This is a genomic window from Curvibacter sp. APW13, from assembly GCF_032337135.1.
Classification (GTDB): Bacteria; Pseudomonadota; Gammaproteobacteria; order Burkholderiales; family Burkholderiaceae_C; genus Allorhodoferax.
On the sequence record NZ_JAVXZZ010000002.1, the window covers coordinates 638,556 to 655,074 of the forward strand.

Annotated in this window: 18 protein-coding genes; 8 read left to right on the top strand and 10 right to left on the bottom strand. The window is 63.3% G+C overall.

The window, feature by feature from the left end; all coding sequences use genetic code 11:
* Nucleotides 1-3 precede the first annotated feature (3 nt).
* Nucleotides 4-1,500 (top strand): tripartite tricarboxylate transporter permease, encoded by a 1,497-nt coding sequence (locus RQP54_RS11235; protein ID WP_315678379.1) that lies wholly within the window; start codon nucleotides 4-6, stop codon nucleotides 1,498-1,500.
* Between the two features lie 107 nt (nucleotides 1,501-1,607).
* Here the strand turns inward: RQP54_RS11235 and RQP54_RS11240 are convergent, their stop codons facing one another.
* On the bottom strand, nucleotides 1,608-3,287 hold the full coding sequence (locus RQP54_RS11240; RefSeq protein ID WP_315678380.1) for an AMP-binding protein: 1,680 nt from the start codon (nucleotides 3,285-3,287) through the stop codon (nucleotides 1,608-1,610).
* Between the two features lie 198 nt (nucleotides 3,288-3,485).
* Nucleotides 3,486-4,304, bottom strand: coding sequence for a hypothetical protein (locus RQP54_RS11245; RefSeq protein ID WP_315678381.1), 819 nt, complete (start codon nucleotides 4,302-4,304; stop codon nucleotides 3,486-3,488).
* On the opposite strand from RQP54_RS11245, the gene RQP54_RS11250 reads away from it, so the two are divergent.
* A complete protein-coding gene (locus RQP54_RS11250; protein WP_315678382.1) occupies nucleotides 4,303-5,097 on the top strand; it encodes a plasmid replication/partition related protein in 795 nt (264 codons plus the stop codon). The genes RQP54_RS11245 and RQP54_RS11250 overlap by 2 nt on opposite strands.
* A gap of 5 nt (nucleotides 5,098-5,102) precedes the next feature.
* Nucleotides 5,103-6,029, top strand: a complete 927-nt coding sequence (locus RQP54_RS11255; RefSeq protein WP_315678384.1) for a class I SAM-dependent methyltransferase — start codon at nucleotides 5,103-5,105, stop codon at nucleotides 6,027-6,029.
* Nucleotides 6,030-6,035: 6 nt separating this feature from the next.
* Here RQP54_RS11255 and RQP54_RS11260 read toward each other — a convergent pair whose 3' ends face one another.
* The 5 genes from RQP54_RS11260 to RQP54_RS11280 form a co-directional block, all read right to left on the bottom strand.
* A complete protein-coding gene (locus RQP54_RS11260; protein WP_315678385.1) occupies nucleotides 6,036-6,332 on the bottom strand; it encodes an SHOCT domain-containing protein in 297 nt (98 codons plus the stop codon).
* Nucleotides 6,333-6,394: 62 nt separating this feature from the next.
* Nucleotides 6,395-7,525, bottom strand: coding sequence for an FAD-binding oxidoreductase (locus tag RQP54_RS11265; RefSeq protein ID WP_315678386.1), 1,131 nt, complete (start codon nucleotides 7,523-7,525; stop codon nucleotides 6,395-6,397).
* A gap of 85 nt (nucleotides 7,526-7,610) precedes the next feature.
* Nucleotides 7,611-7,931: a hypothetical protein gene (locus RQP54_RS11270; protein ID WP_315678387.1), complete on the bottom strand. Its 321-nt coding sequence runs from the start codon at nucleotides 7,929-7,931 to the stop codon at nucleotides 7,611-7,613.
* A 61-nt stretch (nucleotides 7,932-7,992) separates the two neighbouring features.
* Nucleotides 7,993-8,415: a phage holin family protein gene (locus RQP54_RS11275; protein WP_315678388.1), complete on the bottom strand. Its 423-nt coding sequence runs from the start codon at nucleotides 8,413-8,415 to the stop codon at nucleotides 7,993-7,995.
* Nucleotides 8,416-8,421: 6 nt separating this feature from the next.
* Nucleotides 8,422-8,715 carry a glycine zipper domain-containing protein gene (locus tag RQP54_RS11280; protein ID WP_315678390.1) on the bottom strand — a complete coding sequence of 98 codons (294 nt, stop codon included), beginning with the start codon at nucleotides 8,713-8,715 and terminating at the stop codon, nucleotides 8,422-8,424.
* A 73-nt stretch (nucleotides 8,716-8,788) separates the two neighbouring features.
* On the opposite strand from RQP54_RS11280, the gene RQP54_RS11285 reads away from it, so the two are divergent.
* From RQP54_RS11285 to RQP54_RS11295, 3 genes are all read left to right on the top strand, one after another.
* Nucleotides 8,789-10,300 (top strand): sigma-54 interaction domain-containing protein, encoded by a 1,512-nt coding sequence (locus RQP54_RS11285; protein ID WP_315678391.1) that lies wholly within the window; start codon nucleotides 8,789-8,791, stop codon nucleotides 10,298-10,300.
* 122 nt (nucleotides 10,301-10,422) lie between these two features.
* The gene (locus RQP54_RS11290) at nucleotides 10,423-10,896 is read left to right on the top strand and encodes a hypothetical protein (RefSeq protein ID WP_315678392.1); all 474 of its coding nucleotides are present in this window, start codon (nucleotides 10,423-10,425) and stop codon (nucleotides 10,894-10,896) included.
* On the top strand, nucleotides 10,889-11,323 hold the full coding sequence (locus RQP54_RS11295) for an abscisic acid-deficient protein Aba4 family protein (RefSeq protein ID WP_315678393.1): 435 nt from the start codon (nucleotides 10,889-10,891) through the stop codon (nucleotides 11,321-11,323). The genes RQP54_RS11290 and RQP54_RS11295 overlap by 8 nt, the downstream gene beginning before the upstream one ends.
* Nucleotides 11,324-11,476: 153 nt before the next feature.
* Here the strand turns inward: RQP54_RS11295 and RQP54_RS11300 are convergent, their stop codons facing one another.
* From RQP54_RS11300 to RQP54_RS11310, 3 genes are read right to left on the bottom strand one after another with little or no spacing between them, the layout of a single operon-like run.
* Nucleotides 11,477-12,019: a hypothetical protein gene (locus RQP54_RS11300; protein WP_315678394.1), complete on the bottom strand. Its 543-nt coding sequence runs from the start codon at nucleotides 12,017-12,019 to the stop codon at nucleotides 11,477-11,479.
* A complete protein-coding gene (locus RQP54_RS11305) occupies nucleotides 12,016-12,168 on the bottom strand; it encodes a hypothetical protein (protein WP_315678395.1) in 153 nt (50 codons plus the stop codon). The genes RQP54_RS11300 and RQP54_RS11305 overlap by 4 nt, the downstream gene beginning before the upstream one ends.
* Nucleotides 12,169-12,204: 36 nt before the next feature.
* Nucleotides 12,205-12,813: a hypothetical protein gene (locus RQP54_RS11310; RefSeq protein WP_315678396.1), complete on the bottom strand. Its 609-nt coding sequence runs from the start codon at nucleotides 12,811-12,813 to the stop codon at nucleotides 12,205-12,207.
* 710 nt (nucleotides 12,814-13,523) lie between these two features.
* Between RQP54_RS11310 and RQP54_RS11315 the strand changes: the two genes are divergently transcribed.
* Both RQP54_RS11315 and RQP54_RS11320 read left to right on the top strand, forming a co-directional pair.
* A complete protein-coding gene (locus tag RQP54_RS11315) occupies nucleotides 13,524-14,705 on the top strand; it encodes a substrate-binding domain-containing protein (RefSeq protein WP_315678397.1) in 1,182 nt (393 codons plus the stop codon).
* Between the two features lie 156 nt (nucleotides 14,706-14,861).
* Entirely contained in the window at nucleotides 14,862-16,373 is a 1,512-nt protein-coding gene (locus RQP54_RS11320) for a fibronectin type III domain-containing protein (RefSeq protein ID WP_315678398.1), read from the top strand.
* Nucleotides 16,374-16,519: the final 146 nt, after the last annotated feature.

Here is a 16,519-nt window from a genome sequence, read left to right on the forward strand (position 1 = left end):
AACATGGAATTGTGGAATCAACTGATGCAGGGCTTTGCCTCTGCATCCACCCCCATCAACCTGTTGTGGGCCTTCATCGGCTGCGCGGTGGGTACCGCGGTGGGCGTGCTCCCGGGTATTGGCCCCGCCGTGGCGGTGGCCATGCTGCTGCCCATCACCACCCAGGTGGACGTGACGGCCTCGATGATCTTCTTTGCCGGCATCTATTACGGCGCGATGTACGGTGGCTCGACCACCTCCATCCTGCTCAACACCCCGGGTGAAACCGGCTCCATGGTGACGGCCATGGAGGGCAACCTCATGGCCAAGCACGGGCGTGCTGGCGCTGCTTTGGCGACCTCGGCCATCGGCTCCTTCGTGGCCGGCACGGTGGCCACGGTGCTGGTGACGCTGTTCGCCCCTGCCATGGCTTCGTTCGCGGTGCGCCTGGGCCCACCGGAATATTTCTGCCTGATGCTGCTGGCACTCACCACGGTGAGTGCGGTGCTGGGTCACAGCACGCTGCGCGGGGTGACCTCGCTCACCCTGGGCTTGGCCGCGGGCCTCATCGGCATGGACCAGATCACGGGCCAGATCCGTTATACCGGTGGCGTGCCGGAGCTGATGGACGGCATCGAGATCGTCCTCGTGGCGGTGGGCCTGTTTGCGGTGGCGGAAGCCCTGTATGTGGTGCTGTACGAAGGTACCGCACCCGACGAGCGCAACGCCATGAGCAAGGTGCACATGACCGGTGCCGAGTGGAAGCGTTCCATTCCGGCCTGGATCCGCGGCACCTTCATCGGCTTCCCGTTCGGAACCATTCCGGCGGGCGGGTCGGAGATTCCCACCTTCCTGAGCTATGCCACCGAGCGCAAGCTCTCCAAGCACAAGGAAGAGTTCGGCACCACCGGCGCCATTGAAGGCGTGGCCGGGCCTGAGGCCGCCAACAACTCGGCTATCACCGCCACGCTGGTGCCCCTGCTCACGCTGGGTATCCCGACGTCCACCACGGCTGCCATCATGCTCGGCGCGTTCCAGAACTACGGCATCCAGCCCGGGCCGCAGCTGTTCGAGACCTCGGCCAACCTGGTGTGGGCGCTGATCGCGTCGCTCTACATCGGCAACGTCATGCTGCTGGTGCTGAACCTGCCGCTGGTGGGCCTGTGGGTGAAGCTGCTCAAGATCCCGAAGGCGCAGCTCTATGCCGGCATCCTCATCTTCGCTACCGTGGGTGTGTACGGCATGCGCCAAAGCGCGTTCGACCTCGTGCTGCTCTACGGCATCGGCGTGCTGGGGGTACTGATGCGCCGCTACGATTTCCCGACCGCCCCGGTCATCGTCGGCATGATCCTGGGCCCGCTGGCCGAGGCCCAGATGCGCAATGCCCTGTCCATTGGCGAGGGGCACTGGGGCATCTTCCTGCAGCGGCCCATGTCGGCCACCTTGTTGGCTCTGGTAGCCCTGATCCTGTGCGGCCCCTGGTTGGCGCGCAGGATGCGCAGCGGCAAGACCGTGGAATGAAAAAGAGGCCTCCCGGCCTCTTTTTTTGGTCAAAACGGGCTGTAGCCAGCACGGATACTGCGCAAGCAGCTACTGGAACGATAGCGCTTTGGAGTGCTTGTGCGGCCTCAGGCCCACTGCACCTTGGCCGGGTTGGAAAACCAGGCCTCCACCCGGCTGGCCACATCCGCCTCGATGCGGCTGCGCTTGATCTTCATGGTGGGGGTCAGGCAGCCGTTCTCCACCGTCCAAGCGTTGTTGGCCACCACCAGCATCTGCAGCTTCTCGTAGTCGGGCAGCGGTGCGTTCACCGCTTTCAGCAGCGCCGCCAGCTCGGCCTCCACCTCCGCCCGCACCTGCGGGTCGTTCTGGCGCGGACGTAGCGTCTCGTTGAGCACCACCAGCGCATAGGCGGCTGGCTGGCCCACGCCCGACACCATGCACGACTCCACCATCGGGTTGGCATTGATGTGGTTCTCGATGGGGGCCGGTGCCACGTACTTGCCCTTGGAGGTCTTGAACTGCTCCTTCACCCGCCCGGTGAGCTTGAGCAGGCCATTCGGCAGGCGTTCGCCCTTGTCGCCCGTGCGAAAGAACCCGTCGGCGGTGAACACCTCGGCGTCCAGGTCCGGGCGCTTGTAGTAGCCCACCATCTGCCCCGGGGACTTGATGAGCACTTCGCCGTCGTCGCTGATGCGCACTTCCACGCCGGGCAGGGGGATGCCCACGTAGCCTGGCGCATTGGCGTCGATCAGCGAGCTGTGGGAGTAGGCCAGGTCTTCCGTCATGGCATAGCCTTCCATCAGGTTCAGGCCCAGGCGGCGGTACCAGGCAATCAGCTCGGGCGGAATCGGCGCCGAGCCGCTGCCTGCGAGCTGCACCTGGTCCAGCCCCAGCCCCTTGAGAATCTTCTTGCGCACCAGGCTGCCCAGAATCGGGATGCCCATGAGCCGGTCGAGCTTCTTGGGAGGCATCTTGGCGAACACGCCTTGCTGGAACTTGAGCCACAGGCGCGGCACCGACAGGAAGATGGTGGGGCGAGCCCGGTTCAGGTCGGCCACAAAGGTGTCCAACGACTCGGCGAAGTACAGGTGGGCCCGGCCGTCCACCAGCGTCGTGCATTCCACGTGTGCACGCTCGAAGATGTGTGCCAGCGGCAGGTAGGACAGCATGCGCACTTCCAGGTTGTCGCCGTATTCCGACTTCAGCTTGGCATTGATGTTCTCGCCCACCACCGTGGCACGCGCAAAGTTGTGCATCACCCCCTTGGGCGTGCCGGTGGAGCCCGAGGTGTACATCAGGAAGGCAATGTCATCGCCCTTGCGTTGCACGCGGCCACTCAGCGGCTTGGTGCGCTGTACCACTGCGTCCCAGGTCTCATAAGGGGTCTTGGGTGCCAGGGGGAAGGCGATGCAGGGCAGGGTGGCCGGCACGCCGGCTTGCTGCTGGGCCCAGGTGTCGAGCTTGCCCACGAACAGCAGGCTGGCACCGCTGTGCTCCAGCACGAACTTCACGGTGTCGGCAGTTTCGGTGGGGAAGATCGCCACCGTGGTGCCCCCGGCCATCCAGATCGCCAGTTCGGCCATGATGAAGTGCGCACAGTTCTTGGACAGGATGGCAATGCGTGCACCGGGCTCGAAGTTCTGCGCCTTCAGGTGTGCTGCTATGCGCCGGGCCTGGCCCACCACCTCGGCCCAGGTGTAGTCCACCGCCTGGCCATTGCCCGTGGGCTGCGTGAGGTACACCGCATCGCCGCGCTGCGCCTCGTGGTCGTACACGTAGTCCAGAATCAGTTTCGCTTGGCCCATGGGCGTGTCTCCTGTTGTAGTGCGGGTCAGCGTAGCAGGGGAGCGCGGGCTTGTGCAGTACCTGAGGCGACAGGAATGCCTAGGGTTTTCCCTTTGAAGCCGGTAATGGCGATAGGTGTGTCCGTCTCTGTTTTCCGATCAGTGAAAATCGGTACCTTCTGCTTCAGATCGTTTGTTTTGGTGGAGGTAGGAGAAGTGTCATCGCCCTACAACATGGCCTTTGCTTGTTTGAGCTGTTGCAAATCCTTCAAGCGCGTGTTCAACCTCGCGAAGGAATGTCCATCCAGGCTCATTTGTCCCCATTGTGGTGGCGTTGCTCACAACTTTGGGCGTCACTTCAAAGCACCCAAAAAGAACGACGCAAAACAATGGCAAAAAGTGAAGTTCCTGTTTGCGCACGGTTTCCGCTTTCAGAAGATTCGTACAGGTCAGGGTCACCATGACGTTGTGACCTATCCAAAGTCGCTGGAAGAGGCGTACGAATTCGTCGAAACCTACAAAGCCTTTGCTATCAAGTCTTAGGTTGACTTGTGATGATGTGAAATCGAAGCACCGCAATGCATCTATGGGACGACGTGGAACGCAAGGATGACGCACACCGATTCTGAAATCGAGGAATGGATTCACGCCTTGGTGAACGAAGCCAGAAGAGACCTCGTGTTTCTCTGGAACATCGAACAAGGGAGTTTTGGTGGGCAAGGAAGACGCCCAGACGATGCCTCGCTGGAGCAAGTGGTTGCTGGCTTGGTTCGATGCGGATGCATTGTCGGATTTGGTGATCCTGACCTCGAAAGCTGGCGTCCACTGCAGTTGAAGAACGATGTGGCGAATTCGCTTCCAGCGCAAATCGTGCACATGCTCAGGGAAAATCGAAACGAAAACGCCTTTATCACCTTCGCTTGCCGCGATTAGGTGGGTGCCTGTTGAACACCCGTTACCATCGGCACCCCCGCCCAAGGGCGGATACTGACCTGCTCCCGGGCAGCCCATCCTGTTTCTCCCCGTTCTTCCTTCCATGCCCATCGTTGTTGACGAAGGCCTCAAGGCCTATATTGATCCGCTGACCCCTGACGAACACGATGCGCTGGAGCGCAGTCTGCTCAAGGAGGGCTGCCGCGATGCGCTGGTGCTGTGGGGCGACCTGCTGGTGGACGGCCACAACCGCTATGGCATCTGCCAGAAGCACGGCATACCGTTCCAGACCGTGCAGAGCACCCTGTTCCAGAGCCTGGAAGACGTGCACCTGTGGATGATTGACCAGCACCTGGGGCGGCGTAGCGTGTCGGACTTCCAGCGCGGTGTGCTGGCGCTGCGCAAGCGCGAGATCCTGGCCCGGCGCCAGCCTGCGGCAGCGGCCGAACCGGCTGCCGAATCACCTGCCGCGCCGGATGCCCTGCCCGCACCCGCACCCGTGATCGAAACCACACCCATCAGGAGCCGCGAAGACCTGGCCCGCGCTGCGCGCCTGAGTGCGGCGCAGGTGGTGCAGATCGAAAAGATCCAGAAGCAGGCGGCGCCCGAGGTGGTGGCTGCCGTGAAGAGCGGGGTCATTTCCATCAACGCCGCCGCTGCGGTGGCCACGCTGCCCGCCGAAGAGCAGGTGGCGGCCGCGCAGGGAGGCAAGGAGCAGCTGCGCGAGGCCGCCAAGCGCGTGCGCGAAACCAAGCGGCGTACCAAGCCCGAAGCGTCGGACGCCCCGGCGGATGCGCCATCCGACAACGAGGACGTGCCGATGCTGAAGGCCCGCATTGCGGAGCTTGAAAACGAAGTGGCTTCGCTGCGTCTGCAGTTGGCTGCGTACCAGGGCTGAGCGCCATGCAAGCCTTGCTGGACGCCATTGCCCGCATGGAGCCGGGCACCGACGTGCGCCGCATCTTCCACGGCCGCGGTGGCCGCTACCCCGGCTGTGAACACCTGCTGCTCGACGCCTACCCGCCGGTGTGGCTGCTCACGGCCTTCGAGCCCGTGCCGCAGGAACAGCTCGACGCGGTGCATGCCGCCCTGGAGCAGCGCCAGCGCGAGCTGGCGCCGGAACAGGCGCTGAACTGGGTCTACCAGTGCCGTGGCAAAGGGGGAGCGGAGACCCGGCTCATGGCCGGCAGCGTGCCCGAGCCCCACGTGGTGCAGGAAGACGGTGCGCGCTACCGCGTGCACCTGCTCAAGGGGCAGAACCACGGCTTCTTTCCCGACATGGCGGAAGGCCGGCGCTGGGTGCGCCAGACCATTCCCACGGTGCAGCGCGCACGGGTGCTGAACCTGTTCGCCTACACCTGCTCGTTCTCGGTGGCCGCCTTGCAGGCCGGTGCACGCCAGGTGGTCAATGTGGACATGAGCCAAGGCGCGCTGGCTACCGGCCAGCAGAACCACCAGCTCAATGGCATCAGCACGGGTGCCAGCTACCTCGCACACGACCTGTTTTCCACCTGGGGCAAGGTGTCGCGCGCGGGGCCGTACGACCTCATCATCGTGGACCCGCCGAGCTACCAGAAGGGCAGCTTCATCGCCACCAAGGACTACGCCAAGGTCATGCGCCGCCTGCCGGACCTGCTGATGCCCGGCGGCCATGTGCTGCTGTGCCTGAACGCACCCGAGCTGGGCACCGCCTTCCTGCGCGACCAGATGCAGGAACTCGCGCCGCAGCTGCAGTTTCTGGGCCGTGTACCCAACCCCCCGGTGTTTGCCGACGTGGACGAGGAGCGCTCGCTCAAGGTGCTGCTCTACCGCGCCCCGGTGGAGCGTTGAGCACCTTCAGTTGCTGAGGTCGCGCTTGCGGGCCTCGAACTCGGTCTTGTCGATTTCGCCGCGCGCATAGCGTTCGCGCAGGATGGCCAAGGCGCGGTCTTCGCTCTGGCGGTGGCCACAGTGCCCGCCGTGCGGGCGCCGCAGCAGCCACACCACCACACAGGCGGCCAGGGCCCACCACAGGATGTGCATGAAGCCGTGCATGCCCCAGCCATAGCCCCACATGTGGGGACTGTAGTCCTGGGCCTGGGCCCAGGAGGTGGTGAACGCCAGCACGCTGGCCAGGGCGGAAAGCTTTGTCATGGTCGACTCCTTCGCGGGTTGCCCCAGTATCCGCCAAGGGCTGGCCGATTGCACGCAGTTTCTCAGCGGGCAGGTGCCAGGCGCGCGGGCGAGAGCATGGCCTCGGTGAGGCCGAAGCGGGCGATGTGTTCTGGCAGCGGCAGGCCGCGCGCCAGCGCTGCGCAGGCTTCGCCCATGGCGGCACTGGTCTGGATGCCGTAGCCACCCTGCGCCGCCACCCAGAAGAAACCGGGCGCGTCAGGGGCATAGCCGCCCACCAGATCGCCATCGGCCACGAAGCTGCGCAGCCCCGCCCAGGTGTGGGCCGGGCGCACCTGCAGTGTGGTGGCTTCCTCGATGTGGTACGCGCCGGTGGCAATGTCCAGCTCTTCGGGCTGCACGTCCTGCGCATGCGTCGGGTCGGCGTTGGCGGGCGAGCCGAACAGCATGCCGGCGTCGGGCTTGAAGTAGAACGTGTTGTCGGCCGCAATCACCAGCGGCCAGTCGGCACAGGCCAGACCTGCGGGGGGTGCAAAGGTGAAGGCGCTGCGGCGCTTGGGTACCAGGCCAATGGGCGCTACCCCGGCCATCTGCGCCACCGCGTCGCACCAGGCTCCGGCCGCGTTCACCAGCACCGGTGCGGCATAGGTTTCGCCACCCGCCACCACCTGCCACAGACCGTTGCTGTGGCGGGCGCTTTGCAGTTCGGCATCCACCACCACCTGGCCGCCGTGCTGGCGCACGCCGCGCAGGTAGCCCTGGTGCAGGCCGTGTACGTCCATGTCGTAGCTCTCGGGCTCCAGTATGGCGCCGGCCAGGCGTTCGCTGCGCAGCACCGGTACCACGGCGCAGGCCTGGGCGGGTGTGAGGCGCCGGCCGGTGTCGGTCACGCTCTGCAGCACGGCCCAGGCGTCGTCCAGCAGCGCTTCCTGGCCCGTGAAACCGATGGTCATGGTGGGCCGCTGGGTGAGCAGCGGCGCTTCACAGAACCCTGCTGGGGGCTGGTCCAGAAACGCGCGGCTGGCCAGCGTCAGGGCACGCACCTGGGGCGTGCCGTAGGTGGCGATGTACTGGGCCGCCGAGCGCCCGGTGGAGTGGTAGCCGGGCTGCGACTCGCGCTCCAGCACCACGGTGCGCCCATGCGGCGCGAGCCAGTAAGCGATGGACGCACCGGCAATGCCGGCACCAACGACGATGAATTCACATTGCTGCATGGGCCCTGTTCCTGAAAACGTCAGAGGAAAAAGTGCCTGATCCCCGGATGAATATTAGATAGTTAGCTATGCTAAGCATAGCAAATCAAGGCCGCAGTGCATCCTTGTGCGGCTCAGTTGAGGGGCTGATACTGGACTGCCACAGCCGCCAGGCGCGGTAGCCGGTGAGGGCCACCTTCAGCAGCGCCACCAGGTTCTGCAGCCGCTGCACACCCAGGTGCGGCAAGGCCAGGCTTACCAGCGTGGCGGTGAAGGGGGCCGTCCAGGGTGCGCTGGGCTCAGGGGTGAGGGGCTGGCGCAGCTGGGTTTTGGCCTGGCCCAGGGCGCGCTGCAGGCGCAGGCGCTCCAGGTCGCAGCGCTGCACCAGCAAGGCCTTGCGGGTGGCGTAGTCGTTCTGGTTGCTCATTGGAAACCTCCGCCTTGCGGGCTGCGGTGCGAGCTAGCTTGGGAGTGGCCCTGCGCGTTGCTCATATGCCCCCTCCGTTGTCGTCGGCGGGCCCGGCCGCCATCTGCCGCCCCAGCAGCACGCGGTCCTTGTCGAACTCGGCAATGGTGGCGGCAAAGGGCAGGGCGGCGTCGCGCCCCAGTTGGTGCGACTTGCGCATCATCCACCAGCCCGCCAGCGCAAAGCCCAGGGTGGGCAGCAGCAGGGCCAGCAGGCGGTTGGTGTTCCACAGCAGGGCAGCAGCGAACACGCCCAGCCCAAGCAAGGCAAACACCAGCAGCAAGATGCCGGCAAAGAGCCAGCCCAGGCGCACGGTCAGGCGCTCGCGTTCCTCGGCCAGCTCCACGCTGGCCAGGTCCAGCCGGGCGCGCAGCAGGGCCAGGGCGCTGTCACCCACCTGGGCGGCGGTGGCCTTCAGGGATGGTGGTGTTTCCGGTGTGGTCATGGCGCGTCAGCGGCGGGACACCAGCACGCCCAGCACAAAGCCCACCGCGGCCGCGATGCCCACCGCTTGCCAGGGGTTGGTTTGCACATAGGCTTCGGTGGCCTGCTTCATGGCGCGGGCCTTCTCGGCCGCTTCGCCTTCCAGGCTGCTGAGCTGGGCCCGCGCTTGGGCAAGCTTTTCTTCCACCTGGGCCTGGATCTGCCGGGCTGCTTCGGGCCCTTCGGTCTGGGCCCGTGCCAGCAGGGCATCGGCCTGGGCCAGCACGGCACTCAGGTCGTCGGCGAGTTTGTCCATCGGCATAGGGGTTTCCTCTAGCAAGCGGTGTCAGGGGTTGGCAAACATTGTAGGGGGCAGGCCGCTACCATCGCTGTCCATGCAAGGCCTTGAGACCCTCCCCACCGACGTGCGCAGCGTGCTGGAACTGGCAGCGCGCTCCATGTTCGACCTGTTCGGCAGCGCCAGCGAAGGCATGATGCTGGTGGACCGCAACGCCCGCGTGGTCTGGATCAACGACCAGTACAAGCGCTTCCTGCCAGCCCTGGGTTTCGAGCGCGTGGAAGACTTCGTGGGCCACCCGGTGTCGGGCGTGGTGCCCAACACGCTGATGCACCGCGTGCTGGAAACCGGCAAGCCCATCCTCATTGACCTGCTCACCAACCGCGCCGGTACCTTCGTGGTCAGCCGCATTCCCTTGCGGGACGCACAGGGCCAGGTAATGGGCGCGCTGGGCATCGTGCTGTTCGACCAGCCCGAAACCAACCTGCAGCCGCTCATTGCCAAGTTTTCGCTGCTGCAGCGCGACCTGGACGAGGCCCGCAAGGAACTGGCGGCGCAGCGCCATGCCGCACGCACCGTGGGGCGGCATTCGAAATACACGCTGGCCTCGTTCGTGGGCTCCAGCCCGGCCGCGGTGGAAGTGAAGCGCCAGGCCCGCCGCGCGGCGCAGTCCACCAGCCCGGTGCTGCTGCTGGGTGAGACCGGCACTGGCAAGGAGCTGCTGGCCCACGGCATCCACGCTGCCTCGCCACGCGCGAGCGGGCCCTTTGTGGGCGTCAACATCGCCGCCGTGCCCGAGACCCTGCTGGAGGCCGAGTTCTTCGGCGTGGCACCCGGTGCGTACACGGGGGCAGACCGCAAGGGGCGCGACGGCAAGTTCAAGCTGGCCGATGGCGGCACGCTGTTCCTCGACGAAATCGGCGACATGGGCCTGTCGCTGCAAGCCAAGCTGCTGCGCGCGCTGCAGGAAGGCGAGATCGAACCCCTGGGCTCCAACCGCCTCATCCCCTTCGATGCCCGCATCATCGCCGCCACCTCGCGCAACCTGCGCCAGCTGGTGGAGGAAGGCAAGTTCCGCGAAGACCTGTACTACCGACTCAACGTGCTGCCCATTGCCGTGCCGCCCCTGCGCGAACGCCGGGCCGACCTGCCGGCCCTGGTAGAAGTGCTGGTGGAAGACATTGCCGCCCGCAACGGCCTGCAGGTGCCCGAGGTGAGCGCCGCTGCGCTGGACCTGCTGGCCGCGCAGAGCTGGCGCGGCAACATCCGCGAACTGCGCAACGTGCTGGAACAGGCCGCCATGGCAGTGGAGGGCGGGGCGCTGGGCGCGGAGCAGCTGGAGCGCCTGCTGCGCAGCAGCGGGCTCACCACCATCGCAACCCCGCTGGCACCAGCCACCCCGCAGACCGCCCACCCGCCCGCCAGCGCCACGGCGCACCTGCGCCCGCTGGCCGAGCAGGTGGCCGAGCTGGAGTTGCAGGCCATCCGCGCCGCCATGGCGCATACCCAGGGCAACAAGGCCGCCGCCGCGCGGCTGCTGGGCATGTCGCGGGCCACGTTCTACGAAAGGCTGGACAGGCTGGCAGGGGGCGGCGGCGGGTTGGGCTAGAATCGCGCCGGGCTGGAAGGACGCCCACCTCGCGAAAGCACTGACACCTCGTTAGCTGCAAGCACTGCTTGCATACCCTCCTTGGCCCCCTGCGAGACCGGCCGACTTCTTGTGGAGATGGTATGCACCATTCAATTTCTTCTGACATTTCGCCCCAGGGCTCCAAGGACCTGCTGCTGCGCGAGGCCAAGCGCCTGCACCGCGCGGCCCAGTCGGACTCGCCCGCCGAATCGCTACCCGTGCTGCGGCGCCTGCTGGCTGCCGAGGCAATTCCTGGCCCCAGCTTGCCCGCCGCCTTTCGGGCCCGCACGCAGGTGCAGCGCAAGCATGTGCTGCGTGCCCTGGCGCTGGAGGCGGGCTACCCCTCGTGGGAGGCGCTGGTAGCAGCGCTGGGTGATGCCGACCTTCAGGCCTTGGGGCAAGGCCTGCAGGCCCTGCGCGGTACCGGTGTGCTCAAGCTCTGGTTCTCGTCCATGGCGCAGGCCCAGGAATACACCCGCACCCACGGCGGGCAGGCCATTGCCATGGGCAGCCAGGCGGTGGTGCTGGAAGCAGCGCCAAGCCTGCCGCAAGCCGGAGGTGCGCACCATGGCTGAGCAACTGTTTGCCTGGTGCAGCAACGCGGCTATTGCGGCATGGCTCGGCCTGGGTTGTGCGGCGGCGCTAGGCCCGGGGCCGTGGCGCGAGCGCCTGCTGTTCGTGGCAGGGCGCGCCGTTCCGCTGGCTTTGTGCCTGGTCTATGTGCTGGTGCTGGTGGGCTACTGGGGCACGGCGCCCGGTGGCGGGTTTACCAGCCTGGCGTCGGTGCTGTTGCTGTTTGCCGCGCCCGGCAAGATGCTGGGCGGCTGGCTCCACTTCCTGGCCTTCGACCTGCTGGTAGGGCACTGGATGGTGCAGACTGTGGTGGAGCGAAACCTGTCGCGCTGGCCCTTGCTGCTGTTCCTGCCGCTGGCATTCTTGTGGGGGCCGATGGGCCTGCTGGGGTTTACGGGCTGGTTGGTGGGGGGGCGGCGCGGGCGTTGATTTGCTGCGAATCTAGCCATCAGTTCAAAGAGAAACGGATGGATTTAAAGCTAGCGTTCAAGGTTTGCGCTCGGCCGAGGGGGGCGACAGGGAATGGAAGGACCAAGACGAAATGGCGGCCTGAAGAGAGCGGCCGTCGGGTCGGGCGTCAGATTAGCTTGTATACCAGTCTCGGACGCCCATGACAGACGCGAAAACAAAGAATGCTGCAAGTGCTTTGATGAGCATCGGGCGTGATTTCTGCAGAGGTACTTGCGATCGATAGTGAGCGATGGCGACGCACGCCACGATATATGCACAGATTGGTGTCCCGACTACAAGTGCCAAGAGGAACCATATATGAGCCACAGCCGGTATTGCGCTGCTGCCTTGATACCAGAGTTCGAACCCTGAAAGGACGATAGCGCATCCGACCAATGCCCCGCCGATTGGGCCATAGACAGAGAATGCCTTGTGATGGCTGTCGCAGTTGCGTACGAAAAAATTGAAGTGACCACCAGGTATGGCGCGATAAATAGATATTCCCAACGTGGCAAGAAAAAGCAATGTGACTGGTGGTATCACGTCAAGGTCGAGTAAGTGCTGCAAAAGAATTTCAGATTTATGCACTTTTAAACTGGACAAAAATTGGGCGCAAGAGGCCAATCCAACGGCGCCCAAAAAAGGTCTAAGGCGTGGGCTGTCTTCTGTATTCATAGAAAACGAAAAGTCTTTATCAGCGGCGCTGCAAAGTGTGAAAAATCATCAAAAAGTTCTGCTGCAAATAAACCATGCTGGACAGAATCACCAGCGCTGACGGTTGCGCCAAGGTGACTGAAAGCTTCGTGCCCTACTGTCTTTTGCATTGTGGCTGGGCCAAATGGTTTGGGCAGAGTGCGAGGTTAGACATAGTTGCTAAGTAGCCGACGGTGCTTATGAATCAACCGATCTCGCTCTTCTCTCGTGGCAGCGATAATGTCGCCATGAACCACGCCATTCTTCACGCCCGGCCACCGCATAAAGAATAGTTGGCGATAGTTTCGTTTTGTGAGAGGGTCGTTGTAACTAACGCCGAGAACAAAGAAATATCCGGGGTGAGAGGGGGCATTTATCGTCTGCTCACCAAGTTGTGCCATCCATTCGGCACCGGGCGGGAAGTCATCTGCAAGTGACGAAGGAGACTCCATGGGCGGGGAACTGTCGTCGGTGGGAATGATAAAAATAGATGAAGCGATTTCTGTGGCTGGACGCGCACCATAGTTCTTAAACAGCCCCTTAGCCAACGCCACATTTGGGTCTAACTCTGCTGGGCCACCTGTGCTGGTGGAGGTTGGAAGAGGCTTCCGTTCCATGCGTGTTTCTTCGAACGAAAAATACGGTCGGCCTTGTTCTCGCTGAAACACGTTGCTTTCATGACTTAATTTCAGTGCGCGCCATGCTGCTATGGCGGACACTGCCGCAGCGACAGTTGAAAGAGCGTTAAGCCAAGATTGAAGAGTTGCAGAATCCATAATCAAAATGTCTAACGTTGAAAATTCGCGGCGAACGCTTAGCAGGAGTCCGCACGGTGGCGGCGGTCTGTCGCGGATCGAGATTTCCTTGTGCGTTTTCGGACTCTGTTCAAAATTGTCCTCTCGTCGTCAAAAGTTCGCTTTTGTCCGCGCGCTGTGTCGCAGCGACGCACGCTATCGGAAATGTTTGACTGTAGGTGAGAACGATGAGGGCCCGTGTAAAAAATTGGCATGGGCTCCGGGTTTTGTATAAAAGCACAGTTATAAATTATTGATGAAGCACGGTACTTTCAAATAGCAATCCCTCCCCTCCTTGATCAGCTTCTTTGGCGCCATTGCAAAGTGCACTCAGGTAGAGTGGCTCAATCTGGTATCCACGCCTCATGAGCACTTTGAAGTCGAGTGCGCGATTCCAACTCCAATAACCGTTTACTCGGTTAGACCCACGGATGGTTCATATTCGGCGAACGCTGAACAGCGAGCCGATGCTTAAACAACGGTATGTCGATGGCGTTGCCACCCTCCTAAATTGGTTAACCTATACATGTTTAAAAAAAATACACATGAACGAAAAACATTCACAAGTTTGACTAAAAATTGATCAAACTTTAACGCAGCCTCTGCAAAGACAGGGGAAGTTTGCCTCTTTTTACCCTGGCACGCCCCTTGCACTGCGGTGGTGCGATCACAAACCTACAACAGGAGACACCATGAAACTGACGCAACTGCTGGCCACCACGGCGCTGGCGGCTTTGGGCGCATCTGCCGCCTTTGGCCAGGCCAAGGAAATCAAGATTGCCCACATCTACAGCAAGACAGGGCCGCTGGAAGCCTACGGCAAGCAGACGCAGACCGGTTTCATGATGGGCCTGGACTACGCCACCAACGGCACGATGACCGTGGCCGGCAAGAAGCTGGTGGTGATCGAGAAGGACGACCAGGGCAAGCCTGACCTGGGCAAGAGTCTGCTGGCCACCGCCTATGGCGACGACAAGGCCGACATTGCGGTGGGCCCCACCGCTTCTCCCGTGGCCCTGGCCATGCTGCCGGTGGCTGAGGAATACAAGAAGATTCTGCTGGTGGAGCCTGCCGTGGCGGACAGCATTACCGGCGAGAAATGGAACAAGTACATCTTCCGCACCGGCCGCAACAGCTCCCAGGACGCCATTGCCAACGCCGTGGCGCTGGACAAGCAGGGCATCACCATTGCCACCATGGCGCAGGACAGCGCCTTCGGGCGTGACGGCGTGAAGGCCTTCAAGGAAGCACTGAAGAAAGCCAAGATCGTCCACGAAGAGTACCTGCCGCCCGCTACCTCCGACTTCACCGCCGGTGGCCAGCGCCTGATCGACAAGCTCAAGGACCAGCCCGGCCGCAAGGTGATCTTCATCATCTGGGCCGGTGGCAGCCCGTTCAAGGTGGCTGATTTGGACTTGAAGCGCCACGGTATCGAGATTGCCACCGGTGGCAACATCCTGCCCGCCATGGCCGCCTACAAGCAGTTCCCCGGCATGGAGGGTGCCTCGTACTACTACTTTGGCATGCCCAAGAATCCGGTCAACGAAGCCCTGGTGGCCCGCCACTACAAGGAGTTCAAGGCACCGCCGGACTTCTTCACCGCCGGTGGCTTTTCCGCCGCCATGGCGCTGGTGACGGCGCTGAACAACAGCAAGGGTGACACCGCGGCCAACACCCTGATCAAGACCATGGAAGGCATGAGCTTCGATACGCCCAAGGGCAAGATGACCTTCCGCAAGGAAGACCACCAGGCCATGCAGAGCATGTACCACTTCAAGATCAAGGTCGACCCGGCCTTTGCCTGGGGCGTGCCGGAGTTGGTGCGTGAGATCAAGGCGGACGAGATGAACGTCCCCATCCGCAACAACCGCTGAGTTCGAGCCCGGTTTGGGCTGCCCGGCGTCAGCACTGACGTCGGGCGTTTCCCGCGGGGCGGCCGCCCCTTTTTTTTCAACGTGACAGGTGATGAACCCCCGGATTACACGGGGGCCGGACAGGTTTTTTCCAAAAACATTACGGAGACACATCCCATGGTGAAATTCAACAAACTGCAGGCAGCAGTGTCGGTACTGGCACTGGGCGTTGGGCTTGCACACGCGGCGGTTACGCTGCCCGCGCTGAACATCGACAAGACGCAGATCACGACTTCAGGTCTTTCGTCCGGCGGCTTCATGGCCAACCAGATGGGCATTGCCTATTCCAGCACCTTTTCGGGGGTGGGCGTATTCGCTGCAGGGCCGTACTGGTGTGCGGGTGGGGTGAACTACACCTCGTGCATGTACAACGCCAGCATCACGCAGTCGATCCTGACCAACGCCCAGGCCAAGATCGACGCCTGGAGCGGCACGACCATCGACGCCAAGTCGAACATCCCCAACCAGAAGGTGTTCATCTTCGTGGGCAGCAGCGATACCACCGTGGGCCCCAACCCCGTGGCGGCCCTCAACACCCAGTACAACAACCTGGGCGTGCCTGCCGCCAGCAAGAAGTATGTGGTGCAGAGCGGCGTGGCCCACGTTTTCCCCACCGACTTTGACAGCACCGGCAACAACTCCTGCAGCAGCGCAGCGTCGCCCTTCATCAGCAACTGCAGCTACGACGGTGCCAAGGCGGTGCTGGAGCATTTCTACGGCACGCTCAATGCCCGCAACAACGCTCCCGCTGCGGCCAACTACATCGAGTTCGACCAGACGCCCTACACCAGCGCCAACCCCGGCATGGCCTCCACGGGCTGGGCGTATGTGCCGGCCAGCTGCGCCAGTGGCACCCAGTGCAAGCTGCACGTGGCCTTCCATGGCTGCCAGCAGAGCACCGACAAGATCGGTGACAAGTTCGTGAAGAACACTGGCTACACGCGCTGGGCCGACACCAACAACATCGTGGTGCTGTTCCCGCAGACCAAGATCGACAACACCAGCCGCCAAACCGCGGCGAGTGGTTCGCTGGCCAACCCCAACGCCTGCTGGGACTGGATTGGCTGGTATGGCTCCAACTTTGCCCAGAACACCGGCGTGCAGATGAAGGCCGTGAAGGCCATGGTGGACAAGGTTTCCAGCGGCTCGACCGGTGGTGGCGGTGGTGGTGGCGGCGGCGGTACCACGCTGCCCGCACCGGCGAATGTCACTGCCAGCGGTGCCACCAACACCAGCATGGTGATCGCCTGGGGCAGCGTGAGCGGTGCTGCCAGCTACAACGTGTACCGCAACGGCACCAAGGCCAACGCCAGTGCCATCGCGGGCACCAGCTACACCGACAGCGGCCTCACTGCGGCCACCACGTATTCGTGGACGGTGAAGGCGGTAGACAGCAGCGGGGTTGAAGGCACCGCGTCCAGCGCCGTGTCTGCCACTACCACGGGCACGGTTGCCACCTGCACCACGGCCAGCAACTACGCACACACCACCGCAGGTCGGGCCTACCAGTCGCTGGGCATTGCCTACGCCAACGGGTCGAACCAGAGCATGGGCCTGTGGAATACCTTCACGACGACCACGCTCAAGCAGACCGGCCCGAACTACTATGTGGTGGGCACCTGCCCCTGATGCGGATTCGCCTTCATGCGTATAGCTGTGTTGCTTTGTCTCGCCGTGCCTCAGCACTGTCTTCGACTTCGCGCCTTGCTCTACGCTTGAATCCGAACCCGTAGGAGCCACTGAACCGCCGGTGCACGCGGGTGCACCGGTTTTTT